The sequence below is a fragment of the Anaerocolumna sp. MB42-C2 genome, assembly GCF_030913705.1.
In the GTDB taxonomy this organism is placed as follows: domain Bacteria; phylum Bacillota; class Clostridia; order Lachnospirales; family Lachnospiraceae; genus Anaerocolumna.
In genome coordinates this window covers 3,813,167-3,836,428 of sequence record NZ_CP133190.1, presented here as the reverse complement: position 1 = coordinate 3,836,428, position 23,262 = coordinate 3,813,167, and the positions used below count along the sequence as shown (strand labels likewise).

Annotated in this window: 22 protein-coding genes; 3 read left to right on the top strand and 19 right to left on the bottom strand. The window is 37.4% G+C overall.

The genetic code is table 11. The features are described from left to right. Nucleotides 1-138: 138 nt before the first annotated feature. The 3 genes from hpf to trxB all read right to left on the bottom strand — a co-directional run bounded on the left by hpf (nucleotide 139) and on the right by trxB (nucleotide 4,307). On the bottom strand, nucleotides 139-666 hold the full coding sequence (gene hpf, locus RBU59_RS17045) for a ribosome hibernation-promoting factor, HPF/YfiA family (protein WP_308143704.1): 528 nt from the start codon (nucleotides 664-666) through the stop codon (nucleotides 139-141). A gap of 1,184 nt (nucleotides 667-1,850) precedes the next feature. Further along, nucleotides 1,851-3,152 carry a C40 family peptidase gene (locus tag RBU59_RS17040; protein ID WP_308143703.1) on the bottom strand — a complete coding sequence of 434 codons (1,302 nt, stop codon included), beginning with the start codon at nucleotides 3,150-3,152 and terminating at the stop codon, nucleotides 1,851-1,853. 231 nt (nucleotides 3,153-3,383) lie between these two features. After that, nucleotides 3,384-4,307, bottom strand: coding sequence for a thioredoxin-disulfide reductase (gene trxB, locus RBU59_RS17035; protein ID WP_308143702.1), 924 nt, complete (start codon nucleotides 4,305-4,307; stop codon nucleotides 3,384-3,386). 176 nt (nucleotides 4,308-4,483) lie between these two features. On the opposite strand from trxB, the gene RBU59_RS17030 reads away from it, so the two are divergent. Next, nucleotides 4,484-4,660, top strand: a complete 177-nt coding sequence (locus RBU59_RS17030; RefSeq protein ID WP_308143701.1) for a YjfB family protein — start codon at nucleotides 4,484-4,486, stop codon at nucleotides 4,658-4,660. 224 nt (nucleotides 4,661-4,884) lie between these two features. Here the strand turns inward: RBU59_RS17030 and RBU59_RS17025 are convergent, their stop codons facing one another. The 3 genes from RBU59_RS17025 to RBU59_RS17015 all read right to left on the bottom strand — a co-directional run bounded on the left by RBU59_RS17025 (nucleotide 4,885) and on the right by RBU59_RS17015 (nucleotide 7,470). Further along, entirely contained in the window at nucleotides 4,885-6,000 is a 1,116-nt protein-coding gene (locus RBU59_RS17025; protein ID WP_308143700.1) for a CPBP family intramembrane glutamic endopeptidase, read from the bottom strand. Nucleotides 6,001-6,006: 6 nt separating this feature from the next. After that, nucleotides 6,007-6,543, bottom strand: coding sequence for a class I SAM-dependent methyltransferase (locus RBU59_RS17020; RefSeq protein ID WP_308143699.1), 537 nt, complete (start codon nucleotides 6,541-6,543; stop codon nucleotides 6,007-6,009). Between the two features lie 549 nt (nucleotides 6,544-7,092). Continuing rightward, a complete protein-coding gene (locus RBU59_RS17015; protein ID WP_308143698.1) occupies nucleotides 7,093-7,470 on the bottom strand; it encodes a RidA family protein in 378 nt (125 codons plus the stop codon). 258 nt (nucleotides 7,471-7,728) lie between these two features. Between RBU59_RS17015 and RBU59_RS17010 the strand changes: the two genes are divergently transcribed. Together RBU59_RS17010 and RBU59_RS17005 are read left to right on the top strand one after the other, a co-directional pair. After that, the gene (locus RBU59_RS17010) at nucleotides 7,729-8,430 is read left to right on the top strand and encodes an acyl-[acyl-carrier-protein] thioesterase (RefSeq protein WP_308143697.1); all 702 of its coding nucleotides are present in this window, start codon (nucleotides 7,729-7,731) and stop codon (nucleotides 8,428-8,430) included. A 106-nt stretch (nucleotides 8,431-8,536) separates the two neighbouring features. Further along, nucleotides 8,537-9,484 carry a CvfB family protein gene (locus RBU59_RS17005; RefSeq protein WP_308143696.1) on the top strand — a complete coding sequence of 316 codons (948 nt, stop codon included), beginning with the start codon at nucleotides 8,537-8,539 and terminating at the stop codon, nucleotides 9,482-9,484. A gap of 152 nt (nucleotides 9,485-9,636) precedes the next feature. Here the strand turns inward: RBU59_RS17005 and RBU59_RS17000 are convergent, their stop codons facing one another. From RBU59_RS17000 to tuf, 13 genes are all read right to left on the bottom strand, one after another. Further along, the gene (locus tag RBU59_RS17000; protein WP_308143695.1) at nucleotides 9,637-10,050 is read right to left on the bottom strand and encodes a flagellar protein; all 414 of its coding nucleotides are present in this window, start codon (nucleotides 10,048-10,050) and stop codon (nucleotides 9,637-9,639) included. Between the two features lie 13 nt (nucleotides 10,051-10,063). Beyond that, nucleotides 10,064-10,786 carry a ComF family protein gene (locus tag RBU59_RS16995; RefSeq protein ID WP_308143694.1) on the bottom strand — a complete coding sequence of 241 codons (723 nt, stop codon included), beginning with the start codon at nucleotides 10,784-10,786 and terminating at the stop codon, nucleotides 10,064-10,066. 59 nt (nucleotides 10,787-10,845) lie between these two features. Then, entirely contained in the window at nucleotides 10,846-11,754 is a 909-nt protein-coding gene (locus RBU59_RS16990; RefSeq protein ID WP_308143693.1) for a nucleotidyltransferase family protein, read from the bottom strand. Nucleotides 11,755-12,149: 395 nt separating this feature from the next. Next, a complete protein-coding gene (recD2, locus tag RBU59_RS16985; protein WP_308143692.1) occupies nucleotides 12,150-14,372 on the bottom strand; it encodes an SF1B family DNA helicase RecD2 in 2,223 nt (740 codons plus the stop codon). 168 nt (nucleotides 14,373-14,540) lie between these two features. Beyond that, the gene (locus RBU59_RS16980; RefSeq protein ID WP_308143691.1) at nucleotides 14,541-14,876 is read right to left on the bottom strand and encodes a rod-binding protein; all 336 of its coding nucleotides are present in this window, start codon (nucleotides 14,874-14,876) and stop codon (nucleotides 14,541-14,543) included. 13 nt (nucleotides 14,877-14,889) lie between these two features. Further along, the gene (flgG, locus tag RBU59_RS16975) at nucleotides 14,890-15,705 is read right to left on the bottom strand and encodes a flagellar basal-body rod protein FlgG (RefSeq protein ID WP_308143690.1); all 816 of its coding nucleotides are present in this window, start codon (nucleotides 15,703-15,705) and stop codon (nucleotides 14,890-14,892) included. 31 nt (nucleotides 15,706-15,736) lie between these two features. Then, complete coding sequence (gene flgF, locus RBU59_RS16970) at nucleotides 15,737-16,510, bottom strand: flagellar basal-body rod protein FlgF (RefSeq protein WP_308143689.1); 774 nt, start codon at nucleotides 16,508-16,510, stop codon at nucleotides 15,737-15,739. 73 nt (nucleotides 16,511-16,583) lie between these two features. Then, nucleotides 16,584-17,573 carry a rod shape-determining protein gene (locus RBU59_RS16965; RefSeq protein ID WP_161836858.1) on the bottom strand — a complete coding sequence of 330 codons (990 nt, stop codon included), beginning with the start codon at nucleotides 17,571-17,573 and terminating at the stop codon, nucleotides 16,584-16,586. 425 nt (nucleotides 17,574-17,998) lie between these two features. Beyond that, entirely contained in the window at nucleotides 17,999-19,270 is a 1,272-nt protein-coding gene (locus RBU59_RS16960) for a uracil-xanthine permease family protein (protein WP_308143688.1), read from the bottom strand. 647 nt (nucleotides 19,271-19,917) lie between these two features. Beyond that, nucleotides 19,918-21,204: a sensor histidine kinase gene (locus RBU59_RS16955; RefSeq protein ID WP_308143687.1), complete on the bottom strand. Its 1,287-nt coding sequence runs from the start codon at nucleotides 21,202-21,204 to the stop codon at nucleotides 19,918-19,920. Further along, complete coding sequence (locus RBU59_RS16950; RefSeq protein ID WP_308143686.1) at nucleotides 21,201-21,554, bottom strand: LytR/AlgR family response regulator transcription factor; 354 nt, start codon at nucleotides 21,552-21,554, stop codon at nucleotides 21,201-21,203. The genes RBU59_RS16955 and RBU59_RS16950 overlap by 4 nt, the downstream gene beginning before the upstream one ends. A 15-nt stretch (nucleotides 21,555-21,569) precedes the next feature. Beyond that, on the bottom strand, nucleotides 21,570-21,698 hold the full coding sequence (locus RBU59_RS16945; RefSeq protein ID WP_308143685.1) for a hypothetical protein: 129 nt from the start codon (nucleotides 21,696-21,698) through the stop codon (nucleotides 21,570-21,572). Nucleotides 21,699-21,923: 225 nt separating this feature from the next. Beyond that, nucleotides 21,924-23,117 carry an elongation factor Tu gene (gene tuf, locus RBU59_RS16940; RefSeq protein WP_308143684.1) on the bottom strand — a complete coding sequence of 398 codons (1,194 nt, stop codon included), beginning with the start codon at nucleotides 23,115-23,117 and terminating at the stop codon, nucleotides 21,924-21,926. Nucleotides 23,118-23,262: the final 145 nt, after the last annotated feature.

The window sequence follows — 23,262 nt, the reverse complement described above, 5'->3', positions numbered from 1 at the left end:
AAACCAGATGACCTTTTTGTTTACAGGATACTCGTATTACCTGTCAAATTATTAAAGGGGGCTTCGCAGCCCCCCAATTAAATAAAATAGTATTCTATCTTTCCTTACTGGTATTAGTAACAATACCATTCATTCCGTTTAATATTCCGGTTCTATCAAACCATAAGTATTACCCTTACGTTTATACACTACATTTACTTCATCTGTTTCTGCGTTCCTATATACGAAGAAATTATGTCCCAATAATTCCATCTGTACACACGCTTCTTCCGGATCCATTGGTTTTATGGCGAATTTCTTGGTTCTGATAATTTTAATCGTATCGTCTTCATCGAAATCATCATCCATAAAATTCTGATTTAAGTTAGCTGCAGCCTGTTTTTGTTCTATAATTTTATTTTTATATTTTCTTAATTGACGTTCAATTACTTCTTCTACTAAATCAATAGATACATACATGTCGTTACTTGTCTGTTCTGCACGTACCATACTTCCTTTCATAGGAATTGTTACTTCAATTTTCTGCCTTTCTTTCTCTACACTCATTGTTACATGGATTTCAGTATCAGGAGTAAAATATTTTTCCAGTTTGCCGATTTTTTCATAAACAGCAGTCTTAAGACCCTCTGTCACTTCAATATTTTTACCGCTAATAATATAACGCATATGAATCAACTCCTTTTAACTTTCTTATATAACTTTGTATCTGTATTATAACATAAATCGCAGGAGGTGACAAGCTATTTCCTGGTTTGTGCTAATATGTATTAATATTTATCTTTAATACTACAAATTTATTTATTATTATTTATAATAATCCTATATATCGCAATTTTTCGTCCATTTATAATTAATTGTACAACATATTTCTAATTTATTTGACAATAATTAAAGAAGTATTCTTTATACTATAATATGAATTTATTGCCATTTTTATCATTACTTACAAAACAAATATTCGCGCTTGACAGCCTTTACTGTTCGACAGTGGTGATTATTCATTGTGGATAATGTGGATAACTTGGTGCATAACTTCTTTTTCATGAAAAATCAAGTATTTAAATTGTGGATAACTTTTGGATAAATACACAGGTAATAACGCTCATATCTTTACATGCCAAAGCATATACTATTCTTTTGTGCAATTTGTATATAGTATAATTTGTCAAAGCCATGATCTGAATGGATTCTTCCAGTTTACGAATTAATTGCATTTCGATAAAATTCATACAATTTTCGAAACATTTTATCACATTCTATACAATAGGAAAGAACAGCTTCCAATTGTCAGATGTACGGTGCTAAACAGCGCCTTTCATCAGAAGTTTGGAATGCAACTTCTTCTGATAAGTAATATTATGTGTAATATTGACTGAAAAATTCATCTTTTTCCCAAAAAGCGGTTGCAAAACTGATCTGTTTTCAATCGGTGCATACAATATGTGACAAAGGAAGAAAGCGGGCAAGTCCGCATCAACTTCCTGAATCCCTCAATCATGGAGGATTTGACCGCTATGTGCGCCAAATGCAGTCACACCAGTGACATCTGCCAAAGGATATTATCTTTTTTTGCATCTCGTGTGCATCCTGCCGGTCGGGCCTTTTACGATACGGCAGAATTTACTTTATGTTACGGTCTGCACGATTGTTAGCACTTCTTTCGAAGTTACATTACCCACTCGCCTTAGCTCCCTGCATTACTGCAACGCACCGGATTTGGCTACACGGCTCACTGGCGATTACCGTGACCGGACTTACACCGGCTGGTGTGGTCCAGCTTCGCTGGACATACTCCTATGCAATAAAAAAATGCTGATTATGAATTATCATAATCAGCATATATAATATAATTAATTTAAGACTCTTCTTGCTTTATAAGGTGTTCGGTAATCATAATTGGATACCTTAATACCATCTCTTGGATTACTTGCATGTACAACCCTGCCGCCGCCGATATATAAAGCAACATGGCCAACGCCTCCACTGCTGTTACGGTAGAAAATCAAATCACCAGCTTTGAGATTACCCATACTTACTTCCGAACCAGCTGATTGAGACTGGCTGCTGGAGGTTCTTGAAATATTATAACCAAAATGAGAATATATTGATTGCACAAAACCCGAACAGTCTGTACCGCCAGTTAAGCTTGTACCACCATAAACATATGGATTACCAACAAAGTTTAATGCATAATCTGCAATTTCATTACCGGTTGAACTTCCGGAACTTGAATTGTTATTATCTGAAGAAGAATCATCATTTCTGGATTGCTCAGCATCTTCCGCCGCATTCTCTGAATTTGCTTTATTCTGATTCTCTCTTTGTCTTTCTTCTTCCTGCTGTTCGGCTAATTTCTGCAGGCGTTCCTGCTCGGCTTGCTTCGCCTTCTCTTCTGCTTCTAATTTAGCTTTTTCCTCTTCAATAGAAATAGCATATTTAAATTCTACTTCTACTTTTACCAGATCCTTAGATACATAACCTGTTATCTGTTGTTGGATATCATTGGATTCATCTTCATCAACTAAGATTTCGGCCCAATCTTTAAATTCTTTTTTTATGTAATATTTATCTCCTTCAGGAATTAATGCGACAACTGCTGTGTCCGTACTTTTACCGTCCCTGACACGAACACCTTTCGCTGTTACGACCGCATATTTGCTTGCAACATCATCTACCAGTTTTTCGGCATCTTCACCAATCGCTAAAAACTCTGATTTTATATAACCGTCAACACTGCCGGAATGAATTTTAACCCAGTCATCTTCGGTTTCAAGAATATCTGCGGCACATCCAGGATATAACTTGCCTACTACTTCACTTTCCTGATCCGGCTTGCTCCTTATATTAACATAACTGTTTTCAGCAGCGATAGAAATTCCAAGATTAGCATATGGTGATTCAATCTTAGTTTCTGTTTCTTCCGAAGTGCTTAATTTTTTAACCTGTTTTGTTGATAAGGTTTCTAATAATTTCTCTGCATCACCGGTTTTCTTATCTGCCGTAGCTGTATAATAATTGTCTAATACAGGAGTAATACCTGCAATTCCTATATCCGATGTACTAGTTGCTGCTTTTGCTGTATTGCCATAACTTAACGATAGCAACAATGCCGCAGTACATAAGGATGCTTTAAGAGCAATTCCTTTTATCATATGAAAAGTGACCTCCTTGTAAAGTCATATGAATGTAACAATCCATTCATAATAAGTCATCATTTGTTTCATTTCTAAGAATAAATGTTACGAATTTATTAAATACACTGAGGTCATTATATCAAATCATTCTACTCCTGTCAACCGAAATATGGCAAAATTATTCATATTTTTTATCCATTTTCACTAAAACCGACACTGTTTTTATTATTTTATATGCAATTTTATAAATTACAAAGTATTTAGGTACTTTTCTACTGCTGTAATAGCATTTGCTCCATCGGAAGCCGCAGTAATAATCTGCCTTAATTCTTTGGTTCTTACATCACCGGCCGCAAATACACCCGGTATATTAGTTTCACAATTTTCGCCGGCTATAATATAACCGGAGGCATCTGCCTGAACAACGGATCTATATACTTCGGAGTTTGGCATATTACCTACGGCAATAAAGATTCCGTCAATGGATAATTCAGTACTTTCTTCTGTATTCACATTTTTAACAACAATTTGTTCCACCTGGTCCTTACCTTTAATTTCTTCTACGACACTGTCCCATATAATCTCAACATTATCAAGAGAAGTCAGTTTATTAATATAACTTCTTGCTGCCCTGAATTCATTTCTGCGATGGATTACATAGACTTTTTTGCATAGTCTGGCCAGGAATATGGCGTCTTCCACAGCTACATCTCCTCCGCCTACAACTGCTGTTGTTTTATTCCGGAAAAATGCCCCGTCACAGGTTGCGCAGTAAGATACCCCCATTCCGGATAATTTTTCTTCTCCATCTACCCTAAGTTTACGTGGGTTGGCACCGGTTGCTATAATTGCTGTTTTACTACGGTATATGGCACCGTCATCCAATGTGATTATTTTTATTCCGTCATCTACACTGAAGTTTACTACCTCCCCGGTTATGAATTTCATATCCATACGGTCACAGTGTTCCCTGAATTTGGTACCTAACTCAAATCCGCTTATACCGGGAATACCTGGATAATTATCAACTTCATAGGTATTAATAATCTGTCCACCGCTAATAGGTGCTTTTTCAATAATAATAGTATCTAATTCAGCTCTTCCTGCATATAACGCTGCTGCTAAACCGGCCGGACCGGAACCGATAATAATTAAATCATAAATTCTATCCATATTAATTCCTCCATTTATTCATTCTTTTTCTTTCATGTATTCTAATTTTTATCATCTTATGTTATAATAAGAATTATAACGTTTCACCAATATTATATCACATTATATTAAATATTAAAAATCTAATTCACATCAAAAACTGTACCTTAAAACGAAACCGGAAAGGAGAACTGCTTATGGATATTTCAATGGCATCCATGTTACAAAGTCAATCGCAATTAATTACACAGGTTAGTACAGCAGTACTTAATATGAATCTGGATACTGTAGAGGGAATGGGCGACGGCCTTGTTAAAATGATGGAGCAGTCCGTCAACCCTAATGTCGGACAGAATATAGATATCAGAATATAGTTTTTCGGAATATTCTTATTCTTTCCAGTCTCTAGTGCCATACAAAACATTTACATTCGTTAATTACACCTCATGACTCTGCGTTTCGTAATAAAATATAACTGTGTTTATTCCCGGAATCATAATATGAATCGACTTTGGCTGCTCAAATCATATTATTTATCCCGAATTATCAAATGCCCGGCCTAAATGGACATCCATTTAAGCCGGGCATATTTTTAATCCTATTTATTAAATATAAACAAACGTATCATTGTATAAAAATTTTCAGTACTCTGCTCCGGTACTTGAACAGTAAACAGCTCTTTTGATATCATAAGAACTACACATATAAGGATACCGGCTACCAGGCTTACCGTAATTAATTTGCTTTTAATATCCGGTACTTCATAATAAGAATCCTGCAGGCTTATGTCGCCCTCTACCGTATAATTGACATCTTTTTCTTTCGGAGAGTATCCTGTTATACCTTTATTTTCTCGCTTAAATATGTTTTTCACATGTTCCCACCTGCCGGAATTCTTCGCAATTGTTTTAAATACAATAAACGCCAGCACTGAAGCTATTAATGCGGTTATACCATAGCTCTGAATAACATATCCTAAGGTCATGTCATCAAGAATACCGGAATTCATGGATTTAATCAATTCCTCGGCATTAAACTTGTCGGAGCCGTATACCGTCTCCAAAAACTGAAACAGTTTCGGATATACAGCCATAACCACTACCGAGGTACCGTTGATAAAGAAATGCACAATCATGGTAGCCAATATGGAATCCGTTGCTTCAATCAGAAGGGCAAATACAATTCCCATGGCAAAGGCATACGAGAACTGGTTTAAATTACCGTGTATGATTCCGAATAAAAATCCACTTAAAATCATTCCCTTTAAAACATTTACCTTGCTATACTCATTATAGAATATACCACGGTATACGGACTCTTCTAATATACATGGCACCAAAGCCACCATAATAAGGCTTAAGAAAAAGCCATTATTTTCAACAATGTTATTCATGATATCCGTGGTGTCGTTTTGCACATACAGCATGGATATGGCATTAATCAAATTCATTAAAGGTGTTATCAGGTAGGCTAAGATAATAATTAAAATAATATTGGACAATCTTAATCTCTTAAAGCGGATAGCCTGAGCAACATTAACTCTCTGTATAATAAGATAAATCATTGATGGAATTACGAGAATAATCTGGGACATTAAAAGTACTAGAAAATAATTTCCCGTTAATCTAAAAATCCAGGTATTTATCACAGATCCCACTATGGACAATAGAACCGTTATTAAAAATACCAGGTTCACGGACTTTATTCTATTCATTAAGCTTTACACCTGCTTTTCATCATCTATTTTCTTAACTAATACATTTAACCAAACTTCCTCCCCATGTTCATTTCTGACATCAGGAGTTTTCCAAATCTCGATTATCTCAAGTTCGGTAAATTTATTAATGATATCTTTTAATTCTTTTGTTCTAAAATCATTAAAATACCGTCCATTTCTAAAGCCTGAGAAATCACCATGTTTAAATGACATATATAATACGCCGCCTGGTTTTAAGCATTTTATTACTTTGCCAAAGATTTCTTCAAATTCATCCGGCGCTATATGTAAAAGAGATGCACATGCCCAAATACCGTCGAATACCTCATCAAAATCCAGTTCAGTGAATTGCATATGAAGAACATCCTGTCCAATATGTATGGCAGCTAATTCACATAATTCTTTTGAACCATCTATCGCAGTTACATCGAAACCTCTTTGGATCAGATTTAGACTGTCTCTGCCGGAGCCGCAGCCCAGATCAAGAATTTCTCCGCCTTCCGGTAAATAGCTGATAAATTGTTCTAAAATTTCTCCCATATCTAATTCCACTGTACTTTCAAAGTATAAATTCGCGTACTTATTATAATAGTCTATCGAGTCCAACAAAACCCATCCTTTCAATCTCAATACGGTTACAACCGCAAGAAACCTGTTAAGCCGGTTTCTCCGGTCCACACGATCGTAACACTTTTTACGTGTTTCCTGTCATCGCGCAATAAAAATCGGTATTATGATTTTACTAAAAACTTGTTATTAACCTGCAATGTTATTATTATAGCAAACAATAGATAAAATATCCAGTATATTACACCGGAATTTTATTACAATACGGTCGAGCCCTTACGACTAAACTGAGGCAAATAATTCACATTCGTCGATTTACACATTTATTACTCAACCTTAGCATGATGCAGAATATAGTTCGATGCATAACTGTATGAAGTCGTTGGTACTTAGGTCTTGTATTTTGGTGCCTTTTTGCCACTACGAACTTCATCCAAGCAAGAACGAGTTATGAATGAATCAGGTTCTGCGTCACGCAATCCAAATGTAATATGTGTAAATTGACGAAACCATAATATAAAATTATAAAGCAGCTATTGCTTCTATCTCTATTAAAACGTCTTTGGGAAGCCTTGCAACTTCTACACAAGATCTGGCCGGGCAGTCTTTGGTAAAGAACCTGGCATAAACATCATTCATAGCTGCGAAATCATTCATATTCTTTATGAATACAGTGGTTTTTACCACGTTATCCATACTGGTACCGCAGGATTCCAATAAAGCTGATAAGCTTTTTAGTACTCGTTCTGCTTGTACAGTAATATCACCCTCTACGATTGTTCCATTCTCCGGATTAATGGGTATCACACCGGATGTATAAACCATATTGTTTATCTCAATTGCCTGAGAATAAGGACCGATCGCTGCAGGAGCTTTAGTTGTACTAATTACTTTTTTCATATTTTTGTTTGACCTCCATATAATAATTTACCGTTAATATCACAATTATATACCAACTGTAACAGGATTTCACTACTTTTCTGAAATAAACTTATACACTGCTAAACTATCATGTTACTGTTCACTCCCCTGCAAAAAGCAGCAGTTCCGCGAACAATAACATGCTTCACAGTGATTCAATGACAAATCTAATAATTTAGTATCCAATTATTTAAAATAATGCTATAATAAATGGTAAACCAACTAAGGAGTTATATTATGTACAGTTTTAAAAGCCGCGTACGCTACAGCGAAGTAGATAAAGAGAAAAAAATGGATATGTACTCTATTATCAATTATTTCCAGGACTGCAGTACTTTTCAGTCAGAAGATATTGGTATGGGACTGGCATATTTAGAGAAAAATAAACGTGTCTGGTTAATGAATGCATGGCAGATAATTGTCAATCGCTTTCCCTCTTTGGGAGAAAAAATTACTGTTTCAACCTGGGCTTATGATTTTAACAGTATGTACGGATACCGTAATTTTATGATTGAAGATTCAAACGGTCAGATATCAGCAGTCGCAAATTCCATCTGGGTTTATATGGATACGGAAAGTTATCGCCCTATAAAGGTCACCGAAGCGGATATTCGAGGGTATAATCCCGAAAAAAAATTCGAGATGGATTATGCTCCCCGTAAAATTAATATACCCAAAAATCTTGAAAGTTTACCAGAATTTCCGGTGATCCGGTCTAACATCGATACCAATAATCATGTAAATAATGGGCAATATATAAAAATGGCGGAAGAATTCCTGCCAAGCGGTTTTAGAATCAGGCAAATGAGAGCAGAATACAGAATGTCAGCAGTTTTAGGAGATATTATCGTGCCCATGGTATGTAGGGAAAGTAATACATATACCGTGGTTCTCGCTAATCAGGAAGGAAAACCGTTTACTATTATTGAATTTAAATAACAGGAGAAAAGTGAATTATAGAACTTAATACACTTAGAAAGAATCCGCAGAAAAGTTTTTTTCGAGAGATTTTATGCCGCATCCTGCGGCAGAAAGAGAGGTAATAATGATAAAATTAGGTGAAGTTCAAACTTTAGAAGTTATAAAAACCACTGACTTTGGGGTTTATCTTGGTGAACCTGGTAAGGATTACAGTTCGGAGGATTCTTCAAATACAAGCCGCCCAAAATGGGAAAGCAAGAGTAATAACGGAAATAGACAAACCAAGACAGGACAAGCCATACACATTAATGAACTAAGTAAAATTCTGCTGCCGAAAAACCAGGTAGCAAACGGAATTAAGTTAGGAGATCAAATCGAGGTCTTTATCTATAAGGATTCAGAAGACCGCCCTATTGCAACAACAACCATTCCCGTGCTGACATTAGGTAAGACAGCTCTTTTAAGAGTCAAAGAGGTTACCTCTATCGGCGCTTTCCTGGAATGGGGTCTGGCAAAGGATTTACTACTTCCATTTAAAGAACAGACTTCCAGAGTTCACTCCGGAGAGGATGTTCTAGTATCCCTTTATATCGATAAAAGTGAACGCTTATGTGCTACAATGAAAGTTTATTCGCTTTTGGACTGCTATTCCCCTTATCAGAAAGATGATAAGGTTATTGGTACAGTATATGAAATTGTAGAAAGTTTCGGTGCTTTTGTCGCGGTGGATAACCGTTATTGTGCTTTAATCCCCACTAAGGAGTTATATCGCCCTCTAAAAGTAGGTGACAGCGTAGAGGCAAGAGTTACACAGGTCAAAGATGACGGTAAACTGGACTTAAGTATCAGGGAGAAATCTTATGTGCAACTGGATTCCGATGCTGAATTGATTTTTAATCGTTTACAGGAAGCCGGCGGTTTTCTTCCCTATCATGATAAAACTGATGCCGAGGTCATTAAATCCCAGTTTAACCTGAGTAAAAATGCATATAAAAGGGCAATCGGAAGACTTATGAAAGAAGAAAAAATAACGATAGCGGATACCGGAATTACTGAAGTTAAAGAAAAATAAGTCTGGCTCCCGAGACACTCCGAAAACGCAGGGCCCTATCTATAAATTATTAAAGAGGATAACCGTAACTCATAATTACTGTTATCCTCTTTCCATTATTTCAGTTTTTTAAATTAATAATGATATAATAGGTTATATGAATATCCCATCTGTCATTTTCTGTCCAAAAATCTTATTTTACCATTAGGATCCTTAAAATCCCTTTTCTTATACTGTGGTTCTTCTTCCGGGTACAGACTGCCAAAATTATTTAGCAGTTTATCTTTACAGGCCTTGCAGAACCTGCCTGTTTTAATCATGGTACCGCAATTCTCGCATTCAATACCAATCGGGGAATCCGGGGAAAACGTAAGACGTTCTTCCCTGATCCATTTCTGGATCTGCATGGTTGAAACTTCATTTGCTTCTGATACCTCAGCAATTCCGGCCCCGGGATGGTTATAGATATATTCTTTAACTACAGAAAATTTTTCGTCAAGGGCCTTTAAACAGGCATTGCACAGAGGGGGCTGCCCACTGATATAATTATATAATTTTCCGCAATTCTTACAGTTTCGTACATCCATATCTTTCTCCTCCTTAGTATCCTTTACCAATACAAATGCTTAGAAAATAAACTTCCTTTATACCATTCTGTAATAATATATTCGTACAGGCTTCTATCGTGCTGCCGGTGGTATAAATATCATCAATCAACATCACCTTATTAATCGGATATAATATTTTATTACTTTCTTCCGTCGAATAAGTAAATGCTTTCTCTAAGTTTTTTAACCTTTCTTTATCATTTAACAGCTTTTGAGGCAATGTCTTTTTATCTCTTTGCAGAAGATGGGATAATACAGTTATATTCAGCTTTTTGCCAATACCCAGAGCAAGAATATCAGCCTGATTATAACCTCTTTGTTTTAACTTCGAATCATGTATTGGTATGGGTACCAATACATCCGGAGCAATTGATTTAATTTCCTTACTGTAACATTTTATTATCTCATCAATATAAAAATCACTATATTCTCTTCTTCCATGAAATTTAAAATCTGCTATAGATTTTTTCATGGATGAATCGTAAACCCACATAGCATACCCTTTACTATAATGATGGTTCTTCCTCTCGCAGTCATGGCAGTATTCCCTTTCCTCAGATTCTATAGGTTTACTGCATTTTTTACAACGAGGCTCTTCTATTGGTTTTAATATTAATTTACAAGGAGGACAAGCTAACCGTCCTCTGGGTTTTACAATCTCACCACAAATTGGGCATCTTCGCGGATATAAAATATCTTTAATAGACTCTAACAAATCTTACCCCCCATAATATACTTTCCCCTGTTATACTCTCCCCTATCTGACAACTTTGGTTAAAATAATTTATTCGGATATACTCCCTTGCTGATTAACGCTTTGAAGGATTCTACCACCATCTGTTTATCTTCTTTATAGGTTACACCGAACCATTTATCATTGGAGCTTAAAACATGTACTGCTGCTTTGCCTTCCTTTACTAATCTTCCTACTTCTTCAGGAAGTAAATACTCTGATTTTAATTCACTTCCATGTTCTTTTAGAAAGGTTACGAATCCTGTTTCCAATTCATTAAAAAGCCCTGTTGTAAATCCCCACATGTTCATGGATACTGCACTGTTTAAATTAATCTTTATCTCTCCGCCTTTTCCGTCTGAAGCAACTGCTGTATCTCCCTTAGACTCGATTTCTCTCGTCTCAACAATATCTACAAGGAAACCATTCCCATCAACCTGACAAACACCTCTGGTAACTGTACCGTTTTCACTTAGTGTATTTCCTAATACGAAACCAGCCATGCAGAAATCATTTGTTTCATTGGATTCTAAATTAGCCAGATAATCATGAACCTTATTAAATGCTTCCTTACCATAATAATCATCTGCATTAATAACCGCAAACGGCTCTTTTACAACGTCTTTACAGCATAATACTGCTTGTCCGGTTCCCCAGGGTTTCGTTCTGTCTACAGGTCTTTCAAAACCTGCCGGCAGATTATCCATTTCCTGAAATACATATTCCACTTCAATAATTTTGGAGATACGGTTTCCAATGACTTCCTTAAAATCCTGCTCCAGGTCTTTACGTATTATAAATACAACTTTGTTAAAACCCGCTTTTATCGCATCATAAATAGAATAGTCCATAATTATTTCACCGCCAGGTCCCACTGGCTCTAACTGTTTGATTCCTCCATATCTGCTTCCCAGGCCTGCCGCCATAATTACTAACGTAGTTTTTTTCATAATTTGCCCCTTTCGTTTCCCATATCTTCAAATTCAATATTATAATCTATCTTTTGTGCAATTCCAATAAGTAATTATTCTTATTTTATTGGTTGTTAATAGATTTGTTACTGTTCACTCCCCTGCAATAAGCAGCAGTTCCGCAAACAATAACACGCTTCGCGATGCACACAAAACGCAAGAACAGCGTTTTGGCGCTGCAATTCTCCGATTTTTTGTGACAATATATTCACAAAAAACACGTCGCGTCGTTGCCTGTGAACAGTACATAGATTTTTCAGTGTTATGAACCACTGATTTTAAAACCTCTTATAATTATTATTACTCTTTGGATTAATTTTTACCCTATTATTATTATAACCCAGACTTCCACATTTTGCATCAGTAAATTGTCCTCATTTCAGGTATAACTCTTTGATACGTTCAGAAAGTCCGGAGAATCTTTTCTGTTCACTTTCATTGTCTATCATCATCTGTACAATACTCTGGCTGCCTACAATGGTAACACAATTTTTGGCTCTGGTTACTGCCGTATATAAAAGATTTCGGTTAAGCAGCATTCTTGGACCGGTCAATAAAGGCATTACTACTGCCGGATACTCACTTCCCTGAGATTTGTGAATCGTTATTGCATAAGCTAATTCCAGTTCTTCCAGCTGACTGAATGTATATTCTACCATTCTGCCCTCATCAAACTCTACTGTTACCTGTTCGGCAAATAGATTTATCTCTTTTATGATTCCCGTATCACCGTTAAAAATACCAGTACCGTTTTCGGTTGTAATTCCGTATCTGCTCTTTATCTCCCAGGTCAGCTGATAATTGTTTTTTATCTGCATTACTTTATCACCTTCTCGGAATATGCAGTTATGAGACTCTTTCTCTTTTTTGTCAGGTGCGGGAGGATTAAGGAACTGCTGTAATACCTGATTTAACCGTTCTACTCCTAATTCACCTTTTCTCATGGGAGTTAATACCTGAATATCAAAGGATGTGGCATTAACATATTTCGGCATTTTATCACGGACCAGTGCAACAATGACCTGAATGATTACGGTTACGTCATCCCGTTTCAGTAAAAAGAAATCTTTGCTTTTGTTATCCAGATTAATCTGTTCCCCTGCATTGATTTTATGAGCATTAACGATAATATCACTTTCCGTGGCCTGTCTGAAGATTTTTGTTAACTTAACTACATTGAATTGATGAGAATTAATGATGTCCTTTAATACATTACCGGGTCCCACGGAAGGCAGCTGATTAACATCTCCAACAAGAATCAATCTGGTTCCGACTGTAATAGCACGTAATAATGCATGCATAATACTAATATCCACCATGGACATCTCATCAATAATAATTACGTCCGTTTCCAGTGGATTCCCTTCATTTCTCTCGAAAACTAATTTATTATCCATATCACCGGACATTTTTGATATCTCCAGCAAACGATGTATGGTTCTTGCTTCATAACCCGTAGTTTCGGTCATTCGCTTAGCGGCTCTTCCTGTTGGTGCTGCTAATAAGATATCCATCCCCTCAGCTTCAAAAAAACGAATAATTGCATTAATCGTCGTAGTTTTACCGGTACCAGGTCCTCCAGTTACCACTAAAAGCCCATTTCTTGCAGCTTCTATTACAGCAGTCCGCTGCATTTCATCTAATTCTATCTGAAACTGTTTTTCAACAGCTTTTAATCGATAATCAATTTCTGTTAATGATAAGTCATACTTAATATTTAAATCGCAAAGCATTTTGGCAGAATTTAATTCCAGGTAAAATAAACTGGCGCCATAGATCTGTTTCATACCCTCGCTTTCTCTAATTATCAGCTTTTTCTCCATAGCCAGGTCAATCATATGATGTTCAATTCCACTTACATCGGTTCCCAGAAGTTCTGCTGTCCTGGCAGCTAATACCTCTTCCGGTAAAAATACATGTCCACTGGAACTTGCCTGAAGTAAGATATATAGAATTCCTGCTTTCATACGATAATCAGAGTCCGTACCGATACCTATTTTTGCAGCAATCTCATCGGCTAATTTGAATCCAATACCGCTTATATCCTCAGCCAGTTTGTAGGGATTTTCCTTTACAATCTGATACATTTTGGCGCCGTATTCCTTATATATTTTAACTGCCAGAACGGTCGTAATACCAAATTGCTGAAGAAATAACATAGCTCCCCGCATCTCTTTTTTATCATCAAACTGTTTCGCAATTTCCCTTGCCATATTCTCGCTGATACCCTTTACTTCTGCCAGCCGTTCCGGTTCTTCTTCGATGATGCGGAACGTATCCTTTTTAAACTTCCTTACAATACGGGCGGCCAGGGCATTACCAACACCTTTGATCGCACCGGAACCCAAATATCGTTCCATGGACTGCAAATCTTCCGGTTCCATAAATTCATAACTCTGAACCTGGAATTGCTCTCCATACAACTGATGTGCAGTGTAATTTCCGGTGGCACGAATAAATTCACCTTCACTTATAAATGTAAATGTTCCGACACAGGTCATTTCTGTATCATCATTTACTAAAGTTAATACTGTATATCCATTTTCAGCATTCCGAAATACTATCTTATCTATATACCCTTCTAAAACTTCAGACAATTTATTCCCACCTCCTCCTACAGTAACAATAACGCCTAGAACGAAAACCTGAACCTATATCTGTTATACGGAGATTTTATGATTTTATCATATCTCTGTAATAAGTAAAATTAATATAGGTTAGTCATATTTCTAGGCGTATTACTATATAAAGAATATTTATGTATTTTATTTATTTCTTTTCATGGATTCATAAAGCATTTGTGCAATACCCAGGTCTCCGCTTTCCGTTACTTCTCCCGCATATTCCTGATAAAGCCTGTCACCGAAATAATCAAGATATTCATTACTTTCTTCATTTTTCGGTACTGTTTTCTTCATTTCTTTAAAAACCTGCTCAACGAAATAAGATTCAAAACTCTTGCATACATCCATTAGCTCTTTATCCGAGGAATCTTTGATATTGCCGTTTAGCTTTGCTTCCAGTTTACCGGTGTTATTCGAGGTATTAAGTGAAGAGGAAGCAGTAGTAAATACAGAATCATTACCTATTGCAAAATTCATATTCTACCCCCTGTTATCTACGAAGATTGTTAGCCTGCTGTAACATTTCATCTGCCGCAGTAATTGACTTGGAATTCATCTCATATGCTCTCTGTGCAACAATAAGATCTACCATCTCATTTACCGCCTGCACATTGGAACCTTCCAAAAATCCTATCTTAATTACACTCTTTTTAATGTTGGCATCTTCATTCTCTAATCGTGCAGCACCGGAAGCTGCTGTTTCTTTTAATATACTATCAGAAGTTTTTTCTAATCCGGCAGGATTATTAAATTGTGCAAGACTTATTTGAATATCCATTGATTGTAATTTATCATTATCATCTGGATATAAAAGATTACCGCTCTCATCAATCTTAAGCTTCGATGTATCTATATTAGAATCCAATACAATTGGTGCACCTGTCGTATCCAAAATAGGATATCCCTCCGTTGTAGCTAACGTAATTCCATTGGCACCGATAGACATTCCAAACGATCCGTTTCTTGTATAACCAATACTTCCATCGCTTGTCTGTACCCTAAAAAATCCATTACCCTGGATACCAAAATCAAAATCGTTTCCAGTTTCATTTAAATTACCTTGTGTATATTGTGATACAATATCTGAGTTCTTAACTCCTAACCCAACCCGTATTCCTGATGGTTTATCCTCATTGTTTGCATCTGTTGATTTTGCTTGTATTGTTTGATATAACAATGTTTTAAACTGCGCATTTTCTTTTTTATATCCTGTTGTATTAATATTAGCCAGGTTATTCGAAATGGTATCAACATTTGTTTGCTGTGATATCATACCGGAAGCGGCTGTCCATAATGAACGCATCATAGGCATATATCCTTTCTTATGTGATAATTATTTATACTTTCCCTACTGAATTAGCTGCAAGATCCAAAGTACCATCCACCGTCTGTATTACTTTCTGATTTGCTTCATAAGCTCTTGTGACAGCGATCATATCAACCATTTCTGAAACAACATTTACATTGGATTGTTCGGTAAACCCTTGTCTGATATTAGCCGTTCCCGTTGTTTCATTCGCTCCCTCAAGCGCTACATACATACTGTCACCTTGTTTCTGCAGGTAGTTATAATCCTCGAAATCAGTAGTGATTACTTTATCAATATAAACACCATCTGCATAGATAGAACCATCTCCATCAATTGTTACATTCCCAGTATTAACCGGAATTGTAATTTCTCCGCTTTCACCTACCAGGGAATAACCATTGGCATCCACCAGCTTTCCATCCTGGTTCATTGTAAAAGAACCGTCCCTGGTATATTTGATTTCTTCATTTCCATTCTTATCTTTCGTGGAAATATTAAAAAATCCTTTTCCTTCGATTGCCAGGTCATATGGATTACCGGTTTCTCTTAAAGAGCCTTGTCCATAATTAGTATAAACCTCACCTAATTTCACTCCAAGGCTCATTTTGCCTATCGCTCTGTCATTGTATTGTTCTGACGAATCTTTGATTTTTAAGGTTAATAGATTGTCAAAAGACTGATTGGTAACATTATCTTTTTTATAACCAACCGTTGCTGCATTAGCCAGGTTATTCGATACAATGTCCAGTCTTTTTTGTTCATTGGCCATACCTGACCATGCCGTATATAGACCTCTTACCATACTTTACTCCTGTCTCCCCGTCATTTTGGGTTTATAAAGTTGTCTTTATCTTATGTCATAACCTATATATCGGCTAATCTCTCTTTCCACTTAAGAACTCTACAAATTTTCCTGTACCAATTGCTACGGCAGTCATCGGATCTTCTGCCGTCATTGTATTAATGCCTGTCTTGGATTCTATTAGTTCTTCCAGTCCATAAAGTAAACAACCGCCGCCTGTTAACACAATACCGCGATCAGCAATATCCGCCGCTAATTCCGGCGGAGTTTTCTCTAACACACTGTGTACTGCTTCAACAATCTGAGAAGTAGTCTCTTTTAATGCCTCTTCGGTCTCGTCAGAAGTAACGGTTATGGTTTTTGGAAGCCCGGTAACCAGGTTACGTCCTCTTACATCCATGGTTACTACTTCCGGACGTTTATATGCAGAACCTATCTTAATTTTAATATCTTCTGCAGTTCTTTCACCAATTAAAAGATTATGTTTTTTTCGCATATATCTTACGATTGCTTCATCAAAATCATCTCCTGCGATTTTAATGGAAGTACTGACTACGGTGCCTCCTAAGGAGATAACTGCTATATCGGAAGTACCACCGCCGATATCTACGATCATATTACCGCATGGTCTGGAAATATCGATTCCTGCCCCGATTGCTGCTGCAATAGGTTCTTCAATGATTGCAACTTCTCTTGCACCAGCCTGGTAAGTTGCGTCTTCTACTGCTTTCTTCTCTACTTCAGTAACACCACTTGGTACACAGACACTGATTCTTGGCTTACGGAAACGCTGTTTTCCAACTGCTTTCTGAATAAAATACTTAAGCATCTTCTCTGTTACGGTATAATCTGAAATTACACCTTGTCTTAACGGACGCACTGCAACTATATTACCGGGAGTTCTGCCAAGCATTAATCTTGCTTCTTCTCCAATCGCTTTAATTTTATTAGTGTCTCTATCAAATGCAACAACGGAAGGCTCTTTTAAAACAACACCTTTACCCTTTATATAAACCAAAACGCTAGCTGTTCCCAAATCAATTCCTATATCACTGCCTAACATAATTATCTCCTTTCACTTCCTATTCCTATTCTGCCCGTAACTCTGGTCCAATATGATATGTTACGGACTTTTATATTCATTTGTACAAATGTCATTATTACGACATCTTCCAGCTTTTACTCTGTATTGTATAATCTAATTTTTTCCAATACGCTGTCAATTAAACATACTTGAATATATTATATACATATTTTTGGAATATTTCAAAGGAAATTTTTAAAAATATATCTATTTAGACTTTTTTTAAGAAAGACTTAAGAATTTGTATATAATTCAGCTTTACACAAGAAACCCCAAACCTTTTTTTCAAAAGATTCGGGGTTTCTTTATAACTGTTTAATACGCTTCTACAGTATATTTATGCTGTAAGTATATCGATATTAAAGTATATCTATGCCAAGTCATATCAGTAATTATAACCCCTATTAATTTTCTTCCAGAACATCATCTTTTCCTCTCGGAAGAATAAGTGCCAGGGAGATCCCTGCTATTGCTGCAAGTGCAAGACCTGATATAGTAACTGTTGCTGTAATCGGTATACTGTCACATCCAATTCCCAAAACCAGAATTAATGCCGCAATAATTAAATTCCTGCTATTACCGAAGTTTAATTTTGAATTTATTAGAATACGGATACCAACTGAAGATATCATACCGTAGAGTACGATACTGATACCGCCGGTTACAGGCTGTGGTATACTCGTAACAAAACCACCGAACTTACCTATTATACCGAGTATCATTGCTACTACGGCAGCAATACGAATAACAGAGGGATCATAATTTTTTGTAACGGCCAAAACACCTGTATTCTCTCCATAAGTTGTATTAGCCGGTCCACCCAGTAAACCTGCGAAAGCAGTAGCTAAACCATCGCCTAAGATTGTTCTGTGTATACCTGGATCTTCAATAAAGTTTTTACCAACAACCGCGCTGTTGGTAGTTATATCACCCACATGCTCAATCAGTGTTACCAAGGCTATTGGTGCGATAGCCAGGATTGCATCCAAACGGAAAGTAGGTGCTAAGAAAAGCTGAGCCCTAATACTAGAATCCATAATTGAGATGAATTCAGAGTTTTTAACAGGAGTTAAATCTACAAAACCTAAAGGAATACTTACAATGTAACCAACTATGATAGCAAAGAGAATCGGCATAAGATTGTATATACCTTTTGCAAACACGGATATACATATCACCGTCATCAGAACCAATACCGTAACCAGTAATGATTTCAAACTAAATTCACCCTTATAATAAAAGGCATTATTAATAGCTGATCCACTGAGTCTTAAACCAATTACAATGATAATCGGTCCGGTAACAATAGGTGGCAATAATTTGTCAACCTTATCATACCCTACAGTTTTAATGATTAATGCAAATACAGCATAAATCAAACCCGCTATTATTAATGCCCCTTTAACTGCTGCCAGTTTACTTAAAAAATCAGCATCTCCAATTCTAGAATCACCTATGACCGATATCACGCCGCCCATAAATGCAAAACTGGATCCCAAAAATACGGGAACCTTCTTTTTAGTAATGAAATGAAACAATAAGGTACCTGCACCGGCACAAAATAATGTAATCGAAGTATTAAGACCTGTTAATGCAGGAACTAATACTGTGGCACCAAACATTGCAAGAACATGCTGGATACCTAAGACTAATTTTTTATTAAGTGTCTTTTCCATTTTCTCCTCCTGATATTTGTTTTAGGTTGCTAAGCTTTTAAAGCCTAAACTTTCTAAATAATACAGTATTTCGCCAAAATAATCAAGAACTTTTTTTATTTTTTTTTGATTCATCAATTTTTTCCATAATCTAAGTAATTAAACCTACTTCCGATGATGCTCCGGTACGTCCTGTCCGATAGGGGTTAATTATTTAATTAAGGGATAATAATAGCAACTTTACCCAGGTAAAGGATTCAACTTCAGGTACTATATAGTTAGCCATAACTATTTAATAATCTCCACTTTTTAACATATTTATACACTTTCTTCCACTTTCAACAAGAAAAAGATTCTGACGCGCTGTCACGACAGTGACAGCTTCCTTAAGTGCGTCATGCGCATCCTGCCTGGAGGGAAGTCTCACCGGTTTGCAGCCGCTTGTGAACAGGGCCAAAGAAATTACCACGCTGAATGCCAGCAGCAACGAGAGAATTTTTGCTTCATTTCGTTTCCTCCAACGATTTGGTGTTTTTTAAAATATCAATAGTAAGAATACTCCCGAAAACAAATAAAAATGAGTCTATACACTTAAAAGACTCATTTTTACACTTTAAAAAAGCTATTCATTTAAAATTTGCTCTTGATAAACGGGATGCGGTAAGCTTTTACACCAAAATGCGCACACGAAAAACACCTTTTTCTATCTTATACAACAATTCGCCATCATATTTTTTCACAAAGGCAATCACGCCTTTACTGCCGATTCCATGTCCTTCTTCGCGCGCAATAGGATAACCCTTTTCATCCAGTACAGTATCCTCTGTGCAGGGATTTTCTATTTCCAGCAACAGACGCCCCACTCTACGGCAAGTAAAGCTAAGATATGGGGTCTGATTTCCCGGAAGTCTTTTACAGGCACGGACTGCGTTTTCCATCAGGTTCGAGACCACCATGGCTAGTTCCAAGGTATCTTCGGTCAAATCGTGTGGAATATCCAGTTCAATCTCTGTGAGAATACCCTCCTGCTCCGCAAGACCCGCATAATGGCAAACAGCGGCATTTACAGCAGGGTTTTCGCAATAGACCTTACTGATTACATGCGTCTTCTGATATTGACTTTGCAGCAAAGCGCTAGCCTCGCCGGTTTTCCCCTGCTCTAAAAGCTCCAGAAGCACATTGTTGAAATGACGGCGGTCATGGGCAGCGCGGCTGTTTTGCGCCGACACTTCTTCCATAAGCATAAGCCGCTGGGACATGTTGCCTGCGGCCAGTTGCAGGTATTCTCGCTCTGCCTGCATTTTCTGGTTCTCCTCCTTCACCTGAAACTCTCGCTGAAGATTTTTAAGCGAAAGAAAAATGGAGGTGTAAGCAGCAAGCCCCATAAAGATCACCAGAAGCAGCGGTATAGCCTGTTCTGTCAGCATCACGATAATATCGTCCGCGCTCAGGATATAGTAGGTAAATGTAATATAAAGACCTAAAGCAACAACGAAATACGCAGACCAATGCTCTACTGCCTGCCGGTACAACGGACGCACATGGCGCGACATGACCAGCAGAAAAGCGCTGAACAGAACCGCACGCAGCAGCGTATTGGTATAAGCGGGATAAGGGAAATACCTGCAGACTTCGAAGCTGAGGATTATAACGATATCGCTGATGTTCTGGAGGGTAATATAAGAAAACAGCCACTGCATGAAGGTGTCCTTAAAAAGTGGACGTACTGCAAAGCAAAGCACCGCAAACAGGACGATATCCAGCTTTGAAAGCAAGGTGAGATTTCCGTTGAGATAACAATAGCCCGCCGTGCCTAAATCGGCGGCGAGAATCCCCAACAAAGTCAGCACGGTGATTTTTTTTGAGTACTTTGGCTGTAAAAGAGTCCCCATGAGCAGGACATTCGCAGTGGTGGAAACCGCTGCACGCAGAAAGTCGGAAAAATGTTCGATCATCGCTTTTCCCCCTTCGCCATTAGGTGATCCGTATAGCTATCCCGTACTACAGCATATTGCTTGAAGGCCTCCAAAGCGAACTGCGCCTCGGTGGTGGCATAAATAATTTGCGCTTCACGGTCGAGACGGCGAATTTCTTTGTCGAGCTCAATGCCACTGACCATAGGCATAACAATATCCAATATGTAAAGATGAAAGTTCCCAAGCTCAATGGCGGTGAGCAATTTATCCGGGTGAGAAAAATTGCTCACCACTGCTTCTAGTGTATGGGTGTCAAGGTACTCTGTTATATGTTCATTGATGATTTCCAATTCCTTCGGCTGATCATCACAGATGGCTATACGCAGCATAGGGTTCGCTTCCTTTCAAGTTGTTTTTACGGGGGGGCGGTGGGCTTTTTTGCATCCACCGGAATAGCCCGGAAGCGCCCAAAGCGGGAAACGCTTGGTATTCGCCCATCTTGACAGTATTGATGCCGCTCTGATACGTCCCATATATATGACGCTTCCCGCGACGAGATATATCCTCATAAACTGCTCAATTGGTTCGCCTCCATGCAGATGTAAAAACATATTATATATTATATATGCTTATCCGTATAGTTTCAACAACATACGGATAAGTTTCAATAATGTGCATTAGACGGGTTATTTCTCTTGAAAAAAGGATAAAAAAAGAGCCTAAACCCAAGAAAATCAAGGGTCTAGGCTCATATTTAATTAAGCAATGATTGTAGCAACTTTACCTGAACCAACTGTTCTACCACCTTCACGGATAGCGAAGCCTAAACCTTGCTCCATAGCGATAGGATGAATTAATTCGATGTTCATTTCGATATTGTCGCCAGGCATACACATTTCTACGCCTTCTGGAAGATTACAAACACCAGTTACGTCAGTTGTTCTGAAATAGAACTGTGGTCTGTAGTTGTTGAAGAAAGGAGTATGACGTCCACCTTCATCTTTTGTTAATACATAAACCTGAGCAGTAAATTTCTTGTGGCATTTGATTGTGCCTGGTTTGCAAAGAACCTGTCCTCTTTCGATTTCATTTCTTTGAACACCACGAAGAAGAGCACCGATGTTATCACCAGCCTGAGCTTCATCAAGAAGTTTACGGAACATTTCGATACCGGTTACAACTACTTTACGAGTTTCTTCTTTAATACCAACGATTTCAACTTCTTCAGATACCTTAAGAACACCACGTTCAACACGGCCTGTAGCAACAGTACCACGACCTGTGATGGAGAAAACGTCTTCTACTGGCATTAAGAAAGGTTTATCAGTTTCTCTCTGAGGATCAGGAATCCATGTGTCAACAGCGTCGAATAATTCGATAATTTTATCGCCCCATTCACTGGAAGGATCTTCAAGTGCTTTAAGAGCAGAACCTTGGATGATTGGTGTATCATCGCCAGGGAATTCATATTCAGTTAATAAGTCTCTGATTTCCATCTCAACTAATTCAAGAAGTTCCGGATCATCAACCATATCACATTTGTTCATGAATACAACGATATAAGGAACACCTACCTGACGGGATAATAAGATGTGCTCTTTTGTCTGAGCCATAACACCGTCTGTAGCAGCAACAACAAGGATAGCTCCATCCATCTGAGCAGCTCCTGTAATCATGTTCTTAACGTAATCGGCATGTCCTGGGCAGTCAACGTGAGCGTAATGTCTATTCTTTGATTCATACTCAACGTGAGCTGTAGAGATAGTGATACCTCTTTCTCTTTCTTCCGGTGCCTTATCGATCTGATCAAATGCTACTGCCTGACCAGTTCCTAATCTTTCATGAAGAGTCTTAGTAATTGCTGCTGTTAATGTAGTTTTACCATGATCTACGTGACCAATGGTACCGATATTACAATGTGGTTTGGTTCTTTCGAACTTAGCTTTAGCCATTTTATAAAGTCCTCCTTTAATTAAATGCTTTTGATAAGCATGTGCTTACGATAAGTCTATACTTATCTGCACTGCGCCCGATAAGGGCTTGGGTTTGTCTTATATGCCTAATTATATTTCAATTTAGAAATATTTTCAAGCTAAA

Coding starts and splice junctions, on each gene's coding strand:
- hpf (WP_308143704.1), bottom strand. CDS start 666: ATGCGTTATATTATTAGCGGTAAAAATATTGAAGTGACAGAGGGTCTT.
- RBU59_RS17040 (WP_308143703.1), bottom strand. CDS start 3,152: ATGATAAAAGGAATTGCTCTTAAAGCATCCTTATGTACTGCGGCATTG.
- trxB (WP_308143702.1), bottom strand. CDS start 4,307: ATGGATAGAATTTATGATTTAATTATTATCGGTTCCGGTCCGGCCGGT.
- RBU59_RS17030 (WP_308143701.1), top strand. CDS start 4,484: ATGGATATTTCAATGGCATCCATGTTACAAAGTCAATCGCAATTAATT.
- RBU59_RS17025 (WP_308143700.1), bottom strand. CDS start 6,000: ATGAATAGAATAAAGTCCGTGAACCTGGTATTTTTAATAACGGTTCTA.
- RBU59_RS17020 (WP_308143699.1), bottom strand. CDS start 6,543: ATGGGAGAAATTTTAGAACAATTTATCAGCTATTTACCGGAAGGCGGA.
- RBU59_RS17015 (WP_308143698.1), bottom strand. CDS start 7,470: ATGAAAAAAGTAATTAGTACAACTAAAGCTCCTGCAGCGATCGGTCCT.
- RBU59_RS17010 (WP_308143697.1), top strand. CDS start 7,729: ATGTACAGTTTTAAAAGCCGCGTACGCTACAGCGAAGTAGATAAAGAG.
- RBU59_RS17005 (WP_308143696.1), top strand. CDS start 8,537: ATGATAAAATTAGGTGAAGTTCAAACTTTAGAAGTTATAAAAACCACT.
- RBU59_RS17000 (WP_308143695.1), bottom strand. CDS start 10,050: ATGGATGTACGAAACTGTAAGAATTGCGGAAAATTATATAATTATATC.
- RBU59_RS16990 (WP_308143693.1), bottom strand. CDS start 11,754: ATGAAAAAAACTACGTTAGTAATTATGGCGGCAGGCCTGGGAAGCAGA.
- RBU59_RS16980 (WP_308143691.1), bottom strand. CDS start 14,876: ATGAATTTTGCAATAGGTAATGATTCTGTATTTACTACTGCTTCCTCT.
- flgG (WP_308143690.1), bottom strand. CDS start 15,705: ATGATGCGTTCATTATGGACAGCCGCTTCCGGTATGATATCACAGCAA.
- flgF (WP_308143689.1), bottom strand. CDS start 16,510: ATGGTAAGAGGTCTATATACGGCATGGTCAGGTATGGCCAATGAACAA.
- RBU59_RS16965 (WP_161836858.1), bottom strand. CDS start 17,573: ATGTTAGGCAGTGATATAGGAATTGATTTGGGAACAGCTAGCGTTTTG.
- RBU59_RS16960 (WP_308143688.1), bottom strand. CDS start 19,270: ATGGAAAAGACACTTAATAAAAAATTAGTCTTAGGTATCCAGCATGTT.
- RBU59_RS16955 (WP_308143687.1), bottom strand. CDS start 21,204: ATGATCGAACATTTTTCCGACTTTCTGCGTGCAGCGGTTTCCACCACT.
- RBU59_RS16950 (WP_308143686.1), bottom strand. CDS start 21,554: ATGCTGCGTATAGCCATCTGTGATGATCAGCCGAAGGAATTGGAAATC.
- RBU59_RS16945 (WP_308143685.1), bottom strand. CDS start 21,698: ATGGGACGTATCAGAGCGGCATCAATACTGTCAAGATGGGCGAATACC.
- tuf (WP_308143684.1), bottom strand. CDS start 23,117: ATGGCTAAAGCTAAGTTCGAAAGAACCAAACCACATTGTAATATCGGT.